Source organism: Qipengyuania pelagi, from assembly GCF_009827295.1.
GTDB classification, from domain to species: domain Bacteria; phylum Pseudomonadota; class Alphaproteobacteria; order Sphingomonadales; family Sphingomonadaceae; genus Qipengyuania; species Qipengyuania pelagi.
Genome location: NZ_WTYD01000001.1, coordinates 1,450,289 through 1,464,449 on the forward strand (window position 1 = coordinate 1,450,289; position 14,161 = coordinate 1,464,449).

Sequence of the window (14,161 nt, forward strand, 5' to 3'; positions counted from 1 at the left end):
GGTCGCGCGGCAATCCAAGGCGGTCGCATAACGACCGCGCCGATAGAAAATCTCACGCCCCCAAGACTGGCGCAACCCCGCCCCGCATTATAGGACGCTCCCATGGCCGGCGAGATCGAAGCGACCCCGATGATATCCGATGCGCTGGTGATCCTCGGCGCGGCGGGGCTCGTCATCCCGGTCTTCACCCGCTTCCGCATCACGCCCGTCATCGGGTTCATCCTGATCGGCATCGCGGTCGGCCCCTTCGGGCTCGGACAATTGGTCTACGAACGACCCTGGCTCAGTCACATAACGATCACCGATCCCGAGGCGCTGGAACCCTTCGCGGAATTCGGGATCATCCTGCTGCTGTTCACCATCGGGCTGGAACTGAGTTTCAAGCGATTGTGGCAGATGCGCAGGCTGGTGTTCGGACTGGGCGCGCTCGAACTGCTTGTCACCGGCGTGATGCTGGCGATCGTCCTCGCGATGATCGGCCAGTACTGGACCGGGGCGCTGGCGCTGGGCTTCGCGCTCGCCTTCTCCTCCACCGCGATCGTCCTGCCGATATCGGGCACGCACTCGCCCGTGGGCCGCTCGGCGCTGTCGATGCTGCTGTTCGAGGATATCATGATCGTGCCGATCATCTTCATCCTCGGCGCCATGGCCCCCACCGCGCAGGCCGAAGGGTGGGAGGGGCTGGTCGACACGCTCGTCGTCGGCGGGGTCGTGATCGCGGTGCTGCTGATCGCCGGGCGGATCGCCCTGCCCCGCCTGTTCGCGCAGGCCGCGCGCACCAAGAGCCCGGAGCTGTTCCTCGCCGCCAGCCTGCTCGTCGTGATCGGTGCCAGCCTCGCCACCGCGCTTGCGGGCCTGTCCCCCATCGTCGGGGCGCTGATCGCCGGCCTCCTGATCGCGGAGACCGAATATCATGGCGAGGTCGAAGCGATCATCGAACCCTTCAAGGGCCTTGCGCTCGGGATTTTCCTCATCACGGTCGGGATGAGCATCGATCTCGCCACGATCTGGGAAAACCTAGCCTCAATCGCGACCGCCGTGGTCGGCGTGCTGGTCTTCAAGGCGCTCATCACCGGTATCCTTTTGCGTCTGATGGGTGCGCGGCGATCGACGGCGGCGGAGACGGGCATCCTGATGGCGAGCCCGTCCGAAACCACGCTGATCGTGCTCGCGGCGGCCAGTTCCGCGCTGCTGATCCAGCCCGGGACGGCCCAGTTCTGGCAGATCGTCACGGCCATCGGCCTGACCATCACGCCGGTCCTCGCTCTGGTCGGGCGCGCGATCGCCCGGCGGGTCGAACCCATGCCGGAATTGCCGCCGGAGGATGAAGGCAACCCGCGCGTCATCATCATCGGAGCGGGCCGCGTCGGTCGCCTGATCGCGCGGATGCTGGAAACGCACGACAAACCCTATGTCGCGATCGATTCGAACGCCGACCTGATCGCCAGCGCCAAGCGCCGCGGCTTCCGCGCGGCTTTCGGCGATGCCTCGCGCAGCGATGCGCTCGACAAGCTGGGCATCGAAAGCGCGCTCGCCGTGGTGCTGACCATGGACGAGCCGGTGCTGGCCGCGCGCCTCGTCGCCAAATTGCGCAAGGCCTATCCGCAATTGCTGATCGTCGCGCGCGCCCGCGATACCGGCCACGCGGCCGAACTCTACCGCGCCGGGGCCAGCCATGCGGTGCCCGAAACGCTCGAAAGCTCGCTGCAATTGAGCGAGGCGGTCCTCGTCGATATCGGCGTGCCGATGGGTCCGGTGATCGCCTCCATCCACGAACAGCGCGACGAATACCGCGTGAAGATCGAACAGGAAGGCGCGCTCAGCTATCGCCCCAAACTGCGCAGCAGCACCGCGAGCGATTGAGGGACGGCATCTCATGGGTGAAATCGAGACACGCGCCGATTGCTCGCGCTGCGCGGCGCTATGCTGCATCGCCTATCCATCGGACGATATGCCGGGCTTCTCGGCACGCAAGGCTGCGGGTGAACCCTGCCCCAAGCTCGGGCGGGACGGGCTCTGTACGATCTACGAGCGTCGCGAGGAAGAAGGGTTCGCGGGCTGCATCCGCTACGAATGCTTCGGCGCTGGCCAGCATGTCGTGGAAACGCTATTTGCAGGACGCGACTGGCGCAGCGATCCCGCGCTTCTGCCGGCCATGGTCGAAAACTTTCTCGCCATGCGTCCGGTCAGCGACCTGCTCTTCCTCGCCCGCCGCGCGGAGGCACGCGGCGGCGAAGTGGCGGATATCGTCGAGCGCCTCGAAACGATGGCGAGCAGTCGGGAAAGCCTGATCGCAGCCGAGGGTCTCGCGTCCTGCGAACGGGATCTGCGCGCGCTCTATCGCCAGCTCGGCCCGGAGAGAGATTGAACGATCCGCGCGCTCATGCATTGGAAGGGAAAGGAGAAAATGCGATGAGCAATCCCGATCCCACCAAGCCGACGCCCAATGACGAGAAGTTCAAGCCGCAGAACGTGCAGGACCCGTTGAAGAGCACGGCGAAAGTCGATCAGGGGCGCGGCCAGCCCGGCGATACGGGCGGCAACGATCTCGAACAGGGCAGCAGCGGCGTGACGAAAAAGACGCCGAGCGCCTGACGGACAGCCGGTAAAAGAAAAGCAAACCGCCCGCGCCGACCCGGTTGCGGGCGGTTTTCTATTGCGGGCTCGCTTCCTATCCGGCGCTTAGGGCCTCGCGCACCGCCGCGATTGCCGCATCGGCCTGCGAACCATCCGGTCCGCCGCCCTGCGCCATATCAGGGCGGCCGCCCCCGCCCTTGCCGCCGAGTGCCTCGACGCCCTTGCGCACCAGATCGACCGCGCTGAAGCGACCGATCAGATCGTCCGTCACCGCCACGGCGAACGCCGCCTTGCCATCATTGACCGCGCAGATCGCCGCGATCCCGGATCCGATGCGGGACTTCGCCTCGTCGAGAAGCGGACGCAATTCCTTGGGATCGAGACCTTCGATCGTCTGGCCGGAGAAGGTGACGCCACCAATATCCTCGTCTGCGGCTTGCGCCGGACCAGCGCCGCCGCCGCCGAGCGCCAGAGCGCGTTTCGCTTCGGCCAGCTCCTTTTCGAGCCGCTTGCGCTCCTCGACCAGCGCCGTGACGCGCGCCGCGGCATCGTCGGGCGCGGTCTTCAGCGCGCTGGCGATCGCCTTCACCGCCTCGTCGCGCGCGAGCAGCCAGCGGCGCGCCGCATCGCCCGTCAGCGCCTCGATCCGGCGCACCCCCGAACTGACCGCGCTTTCCGAAACGATGTGGAACAGGCCGATATCACCCGTCGCCTCGACATGGGTGCCGCCGCACAATTCGACCGAAAAGTTACGGCTCCCATCGGGCTTGCGACCCATCGAGAGAACGCGGACCTCGTCGCCATATTTCTCCCCGAACAGCGCCAGCGCGCCCGCCGCCACGGCATCGTCCGGCGTCATCAACCGGGTCGAGACCTGTTCGTTGGCGCGGATTTCCGCGTTCACCTCGGCCTCGATATCGGCGATTTCCTCAGCGCTCAGCGGCTTGGGATGCGAAAAATCGAAGCGGAAGCGATCGTCCGCCACCAGCGAGCCCTTCTGCGTGACATGCTCGCCGAGCGCATTGCGCAGGGCTGCGTGAACCAGATGGGTCGCCGAGTGGTTCGCACGGATGCGATCGCGCCGGTCGGCATCGATCTGGAGATGGACCGCATCGCCCACCTTGACCTCGCCCTTGATCACCTTGCCGACATGCGCGTGAAGTCTGCCCAAGGGCTTATTGGTCGTTTCGACCGCGAATTCGAGGCCATCGGGCGTCCAGATGCGCCCCGCATCGCCGGTCTGGCCGCCGCTCTCACCATAGAACGGGGTCTGGTTGGTCAGCACGATCACCTGATCGCCCGCAGCCGCTCTGTCGACCTCGGCGCCGTCCTTGACGATGGCCACCACCGCCGCTTCGCCCGTGGTCGAGCTGTAGCCGGTAAATTCGGTCGAACCTTCGCGCTCGGCGATGTCGAACCACACCTCATCGCTCGCCGCCTCGCCCGAACCCTTCCAGGCAGCGCGGGCGGCGGCTTTCTGCTGCGCCATCGCGGCATCGAACCCTTCGCGATCCACGCCGATACCGCGGCTGCGCAGCGCATCCTCGGTCAGATCGTAAGGGAAGCCATAGGTGTCGTAGAGCTTGAACGCGGTTTCGCCGGGCAGCGTGCCGCCCTCGCCCAGATCGCCCGTTTCTTCGTCGAGCAGGCGCAATCCCTTGTCGAGCGTGCGACGGAACTGCGTCTCCTCGCGCTCCAGCACTTCCTGGATCAGCGCCTGCCCGCGCACCAGTTCGGGATAGGCCGCGCCCATCTCGCTCACCAGTTCGGGCACCAGACGATGCATCAGCGGCTTGTCCGCGCCGAGCAGATGCGCGTGCCGCATCGCGCGGCGCATGATCCGGCGCAGCACATAGCCGCGCCCTTCGTTCGACGGCAGCACGCCGTCGGCCAGAAGGAAGCTGGTGGACCGCAGGTGATCGGCGATCACGCGATGGCTGGCGGTGCGGTCACCCTCGGCCTTGACGCCCGTCAACCCTTCGCTCGCCGCGATCAGAGCCTTGAAGGTGTCGGTATCGTAATTGTCGTGGACGCCCTGCATCACCGCCGCGACGCGCTCGATCCCCATGCCGGTATCGATGCTGGGCTTGGGCAGGTCGCCGACGATCTCGTCCGCTTCCTGCGTGAACTGCATGAAGACAAGGTTCCAGATCTCGACGAAGCGATCCCCGTCCTCTTCCGGCGATCCGGGAGGGCCACCCCAGATGTGATCGCCGTGATCGTAGAAGATTTCGGAACACGGCCCGCACGGCCCGTCCGATCCCATGGCCCAGAAATTGTCCTTCGTGGGGATGCGGATGATCTTCTCGTCCGCGAAGCCGGTGAGCTTCTTCCACAACTCGAACGCCTCGTCGTCCGTGTGGTATACGGTGACCAGCAGGCGTTCGGGATCGAGCCCCCACTCCTTGGTCAGCAGCGTCCAGGCGTGGTGGATCGCCTGCTCCTTGAAATAGTCGCCGAAGCTGAAATTGCCCAGCATCTCGAAGAAGGTGTGGTGCCGCGCGGTGTAGCCGACATTGTCGAGATCGTTGTGCTTACCCCCGGCACGCACGCATTTCTGGGCGCTGGTGGCGCGCGGCGCGGGCGGGGTTTCGAGGCCGGTGAACGAATTCTTGAACGGCACCATCCCTGCGTTGACGAACATCAGCGTGGGATCGCTGAAGGGGACCAGCGGTGCGGAGGCGACCTCCTTGTGCCCCTGACCGGCGAAATAATCGAGGAAGGAGCGGCGGATGTCGTTGGTCGAAGTCATGCCCGGCAGTTAGGCAATCGCGGGCTTAGCGACAAGCCGGGAATGGCATGAGGCGAGCCGAGCGCGTCAATCGGCGCGGGCGGTGACGATCCAGGCAGACCCAGGGAGCGAGACGCGGCCCTGCGAAAGATGCTCGGCGAGCATGGCGCGCAAGGCCTCGATCGCCCGGTCGCGCGCCACGCCCGCAAGATCGGCGATCGCGCCTGCCGCCGGGCCGATGCGCTGGAAATAGGCGACCGCCTCGTCGAGCGCGCCCTCGCCCTCTCCGGCGATCATGGCATAGTCATAGGGTTCGAGCGTGACATCACGCCAACCGGCTGCGGTCAGAATGTCCCGGACCCGCCCCTCCTCGCCGAATGCGAAGGGTCCGGGGGCGTAGGGATCGGAAGGTGGAGAGCTTGCAGGCGTGACGCTTTGAAGCTGCGAGACCCAGTGGTTTTCGGCGCGCTCTCGGAAACAGGAAAAGCGCAGACGGGCGCGCTTTGCGGCAATGGTCCTGAGATGGGCGAAGGCGGGAGCGGGCTCGTCGAAGAACATCACGCCGTGGCGCGAGATCAGGAGATTGGGTGCTCTAGCGGTGTTGGCGGGCGTCCAGCGCGCTGCATCGCCTTCGCGAAAGGTGAGATTATCAAAGGTCGATCCGCGCTCGCGTGCGACACCTAGCAAATCCTGCGAGATATCCAGGCCCGTGATTTCGGCCGCGGGATTGCGCGCGGCCAGCGTGATCGCGACTTCGCCCGCGCCGCATCCGATATCGAGCGCGCTGTTACTATCCCCGATCGCCGCCGGATCGAGCAGGCGCGCCGTCAGACTTCCGAAGCTGCGATCGGTTCGCTCCCATTCGCGCGCCCAGGTTCCGCCGACCCGCCCGGTCCATTCGCTCGCTCCCGTCACCGGGTCACCAGCCGAAATAGGGGCCGCCACGTTCGCGCGCGCGCTGCCAGGCCGGGCGGGCGTGGACGGCTTCGACGAAGCGAGCGAGCTTGGGCGCCCGCTCGGCATAACCCCGCATGACCGCGATCTCGGCGGGGAAGCTCATCATGACGTCGGCCGCCGACCAGTCGCTGCCGACGAAATGGAGATCGTCCGAAAGCCCCGCTTCGGCAAAATCGACATGCGCACCGAGTTGTTCGTCGATACGCGGCATCAGCGGGGCCGCGGCCTCGCCGAGGCGCCCGGCGTAGAGCTTCAGCATGACCGGCACGAAGAAACTGCTCTCGCCGAACTGCATCCATTCGAGATGATCGATATGCGCATCGCTCTGGGGATCGGGAAGCCAGGCTTCGCCGCCATGCCGTTCGCACAGATACTGGATGATCGCCCCGCTTTCCGCGACGCGGCGGCCATTGTCCTCGATGAGCGGTGACTTGCCGAGCGGGTGCGCGTCCTTCAGCGCCGCCGGGGCGAGATTGGTGGTGGCGTCGCGCTGATAGGCCACGATGTCGTAATCGACCCCGAGCTCCTCGAGCAGCCAGAGAATGCGTTGCGAGCGGCTGTTGTTGAGATGGTGGACGGTGATGGTCATGGGCACGCTCCGCGAACTGATAGGGGTAAAGCGTGTGTAGGCGCGTGCCGTGGGCGGCGACAATGGTCTTCACGCGGGGAGAGAGCGTGGACTGGTCGGCTTTCATCACGCGAAGACACGAAGACACGAAGAGTGCAGGTCAGTGACGTGCGCTCGCAGCTTCACCGGAAGCGGGAGCTGTGCCTTAGCGGCCCGGCGGGACGAAAAGTGGCTTGGTGTCTTCGGGTCTTCGTGTGAAATTATCCCGCCCTCGCCAGCTGAAACGGAAGATGCAGAAGACACGCCACACACCGCGTAAAAACGCGAAAAGCCGGTGCCGCGAAGTGTCCCTTGGACAATCCTCGCCGGAACCGGCTTTCCGCGTGTTCGGATGCCTATTTCGGGACTCGGCCTGTCGCTGGGAAGGCCGTGGCACCCGCTTGAGAAGAAACGCTCAGTCCTCCGCGTCAGGACCGGTCATCATCTCCTCGGCGACTTCGTCAGTTTTGCCGCGAATGGCGGCTTCCAACCGGTCGCAAACTTCGGGATTTTCCTTGAGGTAATTCTTCGCGTTCTCGCGTCCCTGGCCAATGCGGATGCTGTCATAGCTGAACCATGAGCCGGACTTCTCCACGATCCCCGCCTTGACGCCGAGATCGAGAATTTCGCCGATCTTGGAGATCCCTTCGCCATACATGATGTCGAATTCGACCTGCTTGAACGGTGGGGCGACCTTGTTCTTGACCACCTTCACGCGCGTCGCATTGCCGATGATATCGTCGCGATCCTTGATCTGGCCGGTGCGACGGATGTCGAGACGGACAGAGGCGTAGAATTTGAGCGCGTTACCACCGGTCGTCGTCTCGGGATTGCCGTACATCACGCCGATCTTCATGCGCAGCTGGTTGATGAAGATCACCATGCACTTGGAGCGGTTGATCGAACCCGTCAGCTTGCGCAGCGACTGGGACATCAGGCGCGCCTGGAGGCCGACATGGCTATCGCCCATCTCGCCCTCGATCTCGGCACGCGGAACCAGCGCGGCGACCGAATCGACCACCAGCACGTCGATCGCGTTGGAGCGAACCAGCGTATCGGTGATTTCCAGCGCCTGTTCGCCGGTATCGGGCTGCGAGACGATCAGCTCGTCGATATTCACGCCCAGCTTCTTGGCATAGACCGGATCGAGCGCGTGTTCCGCATCGACGAAGGCGGCGGTGCCGCCGGCCTTCTGCGCTTCGGCGATGACATGCAGCGCCAGCGTGGTCTTGCCCGAGCTTTCCGGCCCGTAGACCTCGACCACGCGGCCCTTGGGCAGGCCGCCCACACCGAGCGCGATATCGAGGCCGAGCGATCCGGTGGAAATCGATTCCACGTTCATCGCTTCCTTCTGGCCCAGCTTCATCGCCGAACCCTTGCCGAATGCGCGATCGATCTGCGCGAGCGCGGCGTCGAGTGCCTTTTGACGGTCCACGGAATTTTCCTTGCTATCCACGAGCTTCAGACTGGCCGCCATGACATGTCCCTTCTTCTCTGCCTAGAGCCGCGATCGACTCATCAACCGAAGCGGTATGTACTGCTTCTGTTCCAAGAGAACAAGGGGGGAACGGAATTATTTTCCGGCCCGCATCCGGGTGCTCCGCTCAGGCCGTCTCGCGCGCCGATTTCTGAAGGCTCAGCACCTCGGCGACCTTGGCGTTGATCTGCTGGACGCTGAAGGGCTTGGGGATGAAGTGCATGTTCTCGATGTCGATCTCGTTGCGCAGATGCTCCTCGGCATAGCCCGACATGAAGAGGATCGGGACATCGGGCATCACCCTGCGGATCGCGCGCGCCATGGCGGGTCCGTCCATCACCGGCATGACCACGTCCGAGACCACGAGATCGAACGTCTCGCCCGAATTCGCGACGATGCCGAGCCCGATCTCGCCATCGCTGGCGGTGGTCACGGCATAGCCCGCGCGGGTCAGCGCCCGTTCCGCCACCGCGCGCACCGTATCCTCGTCCTCGACCAGGAGCAGTTTCCCGCCCGCCGACCATTCGCTGGCCTTTTCGCTTTCGGCGCGGCGCGGTTTGGTGGCGCGCGGCATCTCGCCGCGATGGACGGGAAGATACATGGTGAAACGCGCGCCCGCCGGATTCCCGTCCGGCCCCTGGACGTTGTCGGCGAAGATGAAGCCGTTCGATTGCTTCACGATCCCGTAGACCGTCGACAGGCCCAGCCCGGTGCCCTTCCCCTGTTCCTTGGTGGTGAAGAAGGGTTCGAAGATCTTGTTGATCACGTCGCGCGGAATGCCCCCGCCCGTGTCCTGCACGATCAGCACGGTGTAATCGTCGGCGGGCATGATATCGACGCCCATCTTGCGCACGTCGCGCGCGGAAACGCGCCGGGTCGCGAGCGTCAGGCGCCCCTTCCAGTCGGCAGGCGCATTCTGTCCGTAGGCGTGCATCGCGTCACGCGCGTTGACGGCGAGATTGATGATGACCTGTTCCAGCTGCTGCGGGTCGGCACGCACCGGGCCGAGTTCGCGGTCGTGGCGGATCGAGTATTCGATCCGGTCGCCCATCAGCCGCTTCAACAGCTGGCTGACCTCGCTGACGACGTCGGGCAATTGCAGCACCACCGGACGCAGCGTCTGCTGGCGACTGAACGCAAGCAATTGCCGCGTAAGGCTGGCCGCGCGATTGGAATTGGCCTTGATCTGCTGGATGTCGTCATAATCGCTGTCACCCGGCGTGTGGCGCAGCAGCATGAGGTCGCAATAGCCGATGATCGCGGTCAGCACGTTGTTGAAATCATGCGCCACGCCGCCCGCGAGCTGGCCGACCGCCTGCATCTTGGTGGCCTGGGCGACCTGACGGCGCAGGCGCTTCTCCTCGGTCGAATCGCTCAGCGATAAGAGCACCGCCGCATCGCCCAGCCCGCGCACACCCGCAAGGCCGAGCGAGATCGGCTCCTCCTTGTCGCCCGCCAGCCTGACGGCCATGTCCCCGCTCGCCGCCGAGCCCCGCGCGAAGCGGCGCACCGTATCGGACAGAGGCCCCTTGTCCTCGCGCACGACGAGATCGGAAGGGTATTGCGGCAAGCCCTCCTGCTCGCGCTCGATCGCGCGCAGGAAGGCCTTGTTGGCGAACAGGAACCTGCCGTCGCGATCGGTCAGGGCGAGGCCGAGCGGCAGCGCGGCGAGCAGCGCCTCGAGCTGTGGGACCGCCGCCGTCCGGCTCGCATCGGCGCGATTGCCGATCCCGACCTGACCGTCGATCAGCACCATCGTCGAGGGCGCGGGCACAGCCGAGGCCGGATCGGAGCCAGCCCCGCGCGCCTTGCGATCGGCTTCCAGCGATATCTGCACGAGGGTCTGCGGCGTCCCCTGCTGCCCTTCGCGGGCGAAGAAGATCCGGTCGCGATCGTCGGTGCGCAGCAATTGGACGAATTCGCTTCCCTTGAGGTCCGCCTCGGGATTGCCCGTGGCGCGCATGGCGAGGCCCGGCGTGTGGGCCATCACCACGCCATCGCTGGCGACGAGCGCGACTTCGATCCCTGCGCGCGACATCATGTAGCCGAACGGGCCGGAAATCCGCTCGGCAACTCCGTCATAGCTGTTGGCGACCACGATCTCGCTGAAACGCCAGACGAGATAGTCCTCGCCCCGCCCGCTGCGATGGACTTGCAGCGAATAAGGTTTGCCGGTCGCGTTGAAGGCGAGGCTTTCCGCCGTGCCCTCGCCGTCCCGCCAGGCGGCTTTTGCCGCAGCGGCCAGCTTTTCGCGATCTGCCGTATCGAAGCCGAGTTCCATCGGCGCGGCCCCGCCCCCGAACCATTCCTCGTAGCAGGTGTTCGCACAGGTCACGCGATTGGCGCGGTCGGTGATCGCGATGGCGCGGCGGCGGTTCTCGATCGCCGCATGGGTGACCGACCAATCCGGCTGGCCCAGCCCTTCATCCGCCGGTGCCGCGCGCAGCCGGCTGGCGAGCAGCAGGGCAAGCGTAAGGGTCAGCAAGCCACCGACATAGGCGGCGGCGACCAGCGTCGATCCGCCCACGAGCCAGATCAGCGTCGCCGAAAGGATCGCCGCACCCAGCAGTCCGCCGATCAAGGGCAGAGGCGGCAGGCGATCCGCCCTGTCGGTGATCCCATTCATCACGCCGCGTTCGAGGCGGGATTCCCGTCCCGCTCGCGCAGCTTCTTCCGGCGTTTGCGTGCCACCATCCAGCGCCAGATCAGGCTGGCGAGGAGATAGCCCACCGCCGCGCTGATGATCGCCAGCACGACGAAGCCAAACGCGGTCACGCCCGCCAGTTCGAACCACCCCGCCAGCGCGCCGCCATCATGCGCGATCTCGCGCGCCGCATCGCCGCCGACCGCGTTGTCGAGGTTGAGGACGAAGGCGCCCGTGCGGTTCGCCATCACGGCCCAGAAGGGGAAGGTGAACGGATTGGTCACGAAGGTGACGAGCGCGGCCAAAGGCACGTTGGCGCGCGCCGGCAGGGCCAGGAAGGCGGCGAGGAAGATCTGCCCCAGCGGCACGATGAAGGCCGCGAACAGGCCCAGCGCCACGCCGCGCGGCACCGACCGGCGCGTGAACCGCCACAATTCGGGGCTCAGAAAACGATGCGCGATCGGGGCGAGCCAGCGGTTTTCCGCCATCTCCTCGCGCGAGGGCATGTATTTGCGGATCAGGTCCGCCAGAAACGTCTTCGATCGAAAGTCGGTCAACCCCGTTCTCGCATCAGGCGAGCCTTGTCGCGCTTCCAGTCGCGATCCTTGACCGCCTCGCGCTTGTCATGCGCCTGCTTGCCCTTGGCGAGCGCCAGCTCGACCTTGGCGCGGCCCGTCCGGTTGAAATAAACCGACAAGGGCACCAGCGTCATTCCCTTGCGCTCCACCGCGCCGAACATCCGCTCGATCTCGCGCGAATGCAGCAGCAGCTTGCGCGGGCGACGCGGCTCGTGATTCAGGCGGTTGCCGTGCGAATATTCGGGGATGTTGGCGTTGATCAGCCACACCTGCCCGTCGCGCACCTCGGCATAGCTTTCCTTGATGCTCGCCTCGCCCGCGCGCAGGGCCTTCACCTCGGTCCCCTGCAAGGCAAGGCCTGCCTCGTAGGTGTCCTCGATATGATAATCGAACTTCGCGCGCCGATTGTCGGCGGCGACGCGATGCTTGTCGAAGGTGGCGGGTTTGGGGCGGGCCATATGGGGGCGGCAGATAGGCTTTCGAAGGGCTTACGCCAAGGGGGAGCCAGCGTTTCCGACGATGAAACAGGCTGCCGCGACCAGGGCGCCCGCCCAGCGGTTGGCGCGAAAGCGGTCGAGCGGGTTGTCGGGATCGCTCTCGTCCAGCGTGGCGACCTGCCAGAACAGGTGTCCCGCCGCCGGTATCAACGCCAGAAGCGCGATCCAGTCCGCACGATAGAGCCAGAAGGCAAGCGCCCAGAGCGCCACCGCGCCGCCGTAGCACAGCGCCACCCCGCCCTTCACGAAGCCGCCCATTCTGAGCGCGCTCGACCGGATGCCGACCAGCGCATCGTCCTCGCGGTCCTGCAGCGCGTAGATCGTGTCGTAGCCGATCACCCACAACGCCGCGCCCAGATACATCGCGGCGAGCGCGTCCCAATTGTCGGCGCGCAATTCGGTCCAGCCGACCAGTAGCCCCCAGGTGAAGACCAGCCCCAGCCAGGCCTGCGGCCACCAGGTGATGCGCTTCATGAAGGGATAGGCGGCGACCAGCGCGAGGCTCGCCAGCGCGACGATCTGGGCGATCGGACGCAGCTGGAGCAGCACGACGAGGCCGACGAGGCAGAGCGCCAGCAGCCAGACCCACGCCTGCTTCTTCGAAACCCGTCCGCTCGCCACCGGACGGCTGGCGGTGCGCGCCACCTTGCGGTCGAGATCGGCGTCCACGATATCGTTATAGACGCAGCCCGCCCCCCGCATCGCGATCGCGCCGAGCAGCAGCCAGCCGAGCAGCGCGACCTGCCAGCCCGCTCCCGCCAGCCAGACACCCCAGACACAGGGCCAGAACAGCAGCCACCACCCGATCGGCCGGTCGAACCGCGCCAGCATCGCAAGGTCGCGCGGACCCTGCGGCAAGCGCGCGACGAGGCCGCGATGTTCGCTGTCGGGGACAATCTGGTCGGTCATTCGTGCTGCGTCCTAGTCCTGCGATCGCGGCGATGAAAGGCGGGGCGGAGATTTTTGGTTCTCGCAGAGGCTTTGGTTTCGTGCAGAGGGCGCGGAGAAAAGGGAGACACCGATAAAAGCGCGCGCCGCAGGCCATGTCATCATGTCTCGGATCGAAGAGCGAGCAGGCAAGGCGGCGGCGCCGCGATACTTTTCTTCTCTGCGTCCCTCTTCCCTCTGCGCCCTCCGCGAGAAACCAAAAATACCACGACTTCCGCCAGCGCAGCGATCCAGCTAGGAGCCGAACCATGCCCGCAACCCCCGCATGGCCCCCGCGCAGCGCGCCGCGCTTGTTCGTCGCCGAGGAACTGGCGGCTGACCGCACGATCGCGATCGAGGGCAATCAGGCGCATTATCTGTCGCGCGTAATGCGCGTCGGTGAAGGCGATACGATCATCCTGTGCGATGACATCACCGGCGAATGGGCGGCCCAGATCGAATCGGTCGGTAAGCGCCGGATCGAGGCAGCGGCCGTCGAACGCCTGCGCGAAAAGGAAGCGGTGCCCGATTTCTGGCTCTGCCCGGCGCTCGTGAAGAAGGATCGCTTCGACCTGATCCTCGAAAAGGCGACCGAATTGGGCGTCGCGCGCATCCGCCCGGTCGTCACAAGGCGCTGCGTGGTGGACAAGCTGAACGCCGAGAGAGCGCGAACCGTCACCGTCGAGGCCGCGGAACAATGCGCGCGTACCGCTCTGCCTATCGTGGATGCGCCCGACAAGCTCGACACGCTGCTGCGCGACTGGCCGCAGGATCGCGCGCTCCTTTTCGCGGACGAGACCGGCGGCGAACCCGCATCGGGGGCCTTCACCCGTCTGAAAGGGCCCTCTGCCCTGTTGATCGGCCCCGAAGGCGGCTTCGACGAGGCGGAACGTGCGGCTATCCGCGCCCTGCCGCAGGCGGTCCCGATCGGACTGGGGCCGCGCATCCTGCGCGCCGAGACGGCGGCGATCGCGGCCACGGCACTGTGGATGGCGGTGGCGGGGGATTGGGCTGATGAGCGGGCGGAAATACCCACCCCGGTTCGCTAGGCTCCCCGGATCAAGTCCGGGGTCGCCAAGCTGCACCGCCCCTCCCGCAAGCGGGAGGGGTAGCGAGACTTGCGAGCTTGCTCGCTAGTCGCAGCGGAGTGGGAACGGTGCATCGCC

The 14,161-nt window shown here is 65.9% G+C and carries 12 protein-coding genes; 4 read left to right on the forward strand and 8 right to left on the reverse strand.

The genetic code is table 11. From position 1 onward, the window contains the following. The first annotated feature begins 102 nt into the window (after positions 1-102). From GRI47_RS07180 to GRI47_RS07190, 3 genes are read left to right on the forward strand one after another with little or no spacing between them, the layout of a single operon-like run. Complete coding sequence (locus GRI47_RS07180; RefSeq protein WP_160660603.1) at positions 103-1,863, forward strand: cation:proton antiporter domain-containing protein; 1,761 nt, start codon at positions 103-105, stop codon at positions 1,861-1,863. Positions 1,864-1,876: 13 nt separating this feature from the next. Further along, positions 1,877-2,368 carry a hypothetical protein gene (locus GRI47_RS07185; RefSeq protein ID WP_160660604.1) on the forward strand — a complete coding sequence of 164 codons (492 nt, stop codon included), beginning with the start codon at positions 1,877-1,879 and terminating at the stop codon, positions 2,366-2,368. Positions 2,369-2,412: 44 nt separating this feature from the next. Beyond that, positions 2,413-2,595: a hypothetical protein gene (locus tag GRI47_RS07190; protein WP_160660605.1), complete on the forward strand. Its 183-nt coding sequence runs from the start codon at positions 2,413-2,415 to the stop codon at positions 2,593-2,595. Positions 2,596-2,671: 76 nt separating this feature from the next. Here GRI47_RS07190 and alaS read toward each other — a convergent pair whose 3' ends face one another. The 8 genes from alaS to ubiA all read right to left on the reverse strand — a co-directional run bounded on the left by alaS (position 2,672) and on the right by ubiA (position 12,977). Continuing rightward, on the reverse strand, positions 2,672-5,329 hold the full coding sequence (gene alaS / locus GRI47_RS07195) for an alanine--tRNA ligase (RefSeq protein ID WP_160660606.1): 2,658 nt from the start codon (positions 5,327-5,329) through the stop codon (positions 2,672-2,674). A 66-nt stretch (positions 5,330-5,395) separates the two neighbouring features. Continuing rightward, on the reverse strand, positions 5,396-6,223 hold the full coding sequence (locus GRI47_RS07200; RefSeq protein WP_160660607.1) for a methyltransferase domain-containing protein: 828 nt from the start codon (positions 6,221-6,223) through the stop codon (positions 5,396-5,398). 4 nt (positions 6,224-6,227) lie between these two features. Further along, positions 6,228-6,854, reverse strand: a complete 627-nt coding sequence (locus GRI47_RS07205; RefSeq protein ID WP_160660608.1) for a glutathione S-transferase family protein — start codon at positions 6,852-6,854, stop codon at positions 6,228-6,230. Between the two features lie 433 nt (positions 6,855-7,287). Then, complete coding sequence (recA, locus tag GRI47_RS07210) at positions 7,288-8,349, reverse strand: recombinase RecA (RefSeq protein ID WP_160660609.1); 1,062 nt, start codon at positions 8,347-8,349, stop codon at positions 7,288-7,290. A gap of 127 nt (positions 8,350-8,476) precedes the next feature. Continuing rightward, entirely contained in the window at positions 8,477-10,975 is a 2,499-nt protein-coding gene (locus GRI47_RS07215) for a response regulator (protein WP_160660610.1), read from the reverse strand. Beyond that, positions 10,975-11,550 (reverse strand): DUF2062 domain-containing protein, encoded by a 576-nt coding sequence (locus GRI47_RS07220; RefSeq protein WP_419956986.1) that lies wholly within the window; start codon positions 11,548-11,550, stop codon positions 10,975-10,977. Before GRI47_RS07220 ends, GRI47_RS07215 begins: the two co-directional genes overlap by 1 nt. After that, on the reverse strand, positions 11,547-12,029 hold the full coding sequence (gene smpB, locus GRI47_RS07225; protein WP_160660611.1) for an SsrA-binding protein SmpB: 483 nt from the start codon (positions 12,027-12,029) through the stop codon (positions 11,547-11,549). The genes GRI47_RS07220 and smpB overlap by 4 nt, the downstream gene beginning before the upstream one ends. Before the next feature lie 30 nt (positions 12,030-12,059). Further along, entirely contained in the window at positions 12,060-12,977 is a 918-nt protein-coding gene (ubiA, locus tag GRI47_RS07230; RefSeq protein ID WP_160660612.1) for a 4-hydroxybenzoate octaprenyltransferase, read from the reverse strand. Between the two features lie 287 nt (positions 12,978-13,264). Between ubiA and GRI47_RS07235 the strand changes: the two genes are divergently transcribed. After that, positions 13,265-14,044: a 16S rRNA (uracil(1498)-N(3))-methyltransferase gene (locus GRI47_RS07235; protein ID WP_160660613.1), complete on the forward strand. Its 780-nt coding sequence runs from the start codon at positions 13,265-13,267 to the stop codon at positions 14,042-14,044. Positions 14,045-14,161: the final 117 nt, after the last annotated feature.

What these genes read in the sequence shown, in the direction of transcription:
- GRI47_RS07180 (WP_160660603.1), top strand. Translation starts at nt 103, where the DNA reads ATGGCCGGCGAGATCGAAGCGACCCCGATGATATCCGATGCGCTGGTG.
- GRI47_RS07185 (WP_160660604.1), top strand. Translation starts at nt 1,877, where the DNA reads ATGGGTGAAATCGAGACACGCGCCGATTGCTCGCGCTGCGCGGCGCTA.
- GRI47_RS07190 (WP_160660605.1), top strand. Translation starts at nt 2,413, where the DNA reads ATGAGCAATCCCGATCCCACCAAGCCGACGCCCAATGACGAGAAGTTC.
- alaS (WP_160660606.1), bottom strand. Translation starts at nt 5,329, where the DNA reads ATGACTTCGACCAACGACATCCGCCGCTCCTTCCTCGATTATTTCGCC.
- GRI47_RS07205 (WP_160660608.1), bottom strand. Translation starts at nt 6,854, where the DNA reads ATGACCATCACCGTCCACCATCTCAACAACAGCCGCTCGCAACGCATT.
- recA (WP_160660609.1), bottom strand. Translation starts at nt 8,349, where the DNA reads ATGGCGGCCAGTCTGAAGCTCGTGGATAGCAAGGAAAATTCCGTGGAC.
- GRI47_RS07215 (WP_160660610.1), bottom strand. Translation starts at nt 10,975, where the DNA reads ATGAATGGGATCACCGACAGGGCGGATCGCCTGCCGCCTCTGCCCTTG.
- smpB (WP_160660611.1), bottom strand. Translation starts at nt 12,029, where the DNA reads ATGGCCCGCCCCAAACCCGCCACCTTCGACAAGCATCGCGTCGCCGCC.
- ubiA (WP_160660612.1), bottom strand. Translation starts at nt 12,977, where the DNA reads ATGACCGACCAGATTGTCCCCGACAGCGAACATCGCGGCCTCGTCGCG.
- GRI47_RS07235 (WP_160660613.1), top strand. Translation starts at nt 13,265, where the DNA reads ATGCCCGCAACCCCCGCATGGCCCCCGCGCAGCGCGCCGCGCTTGTTC.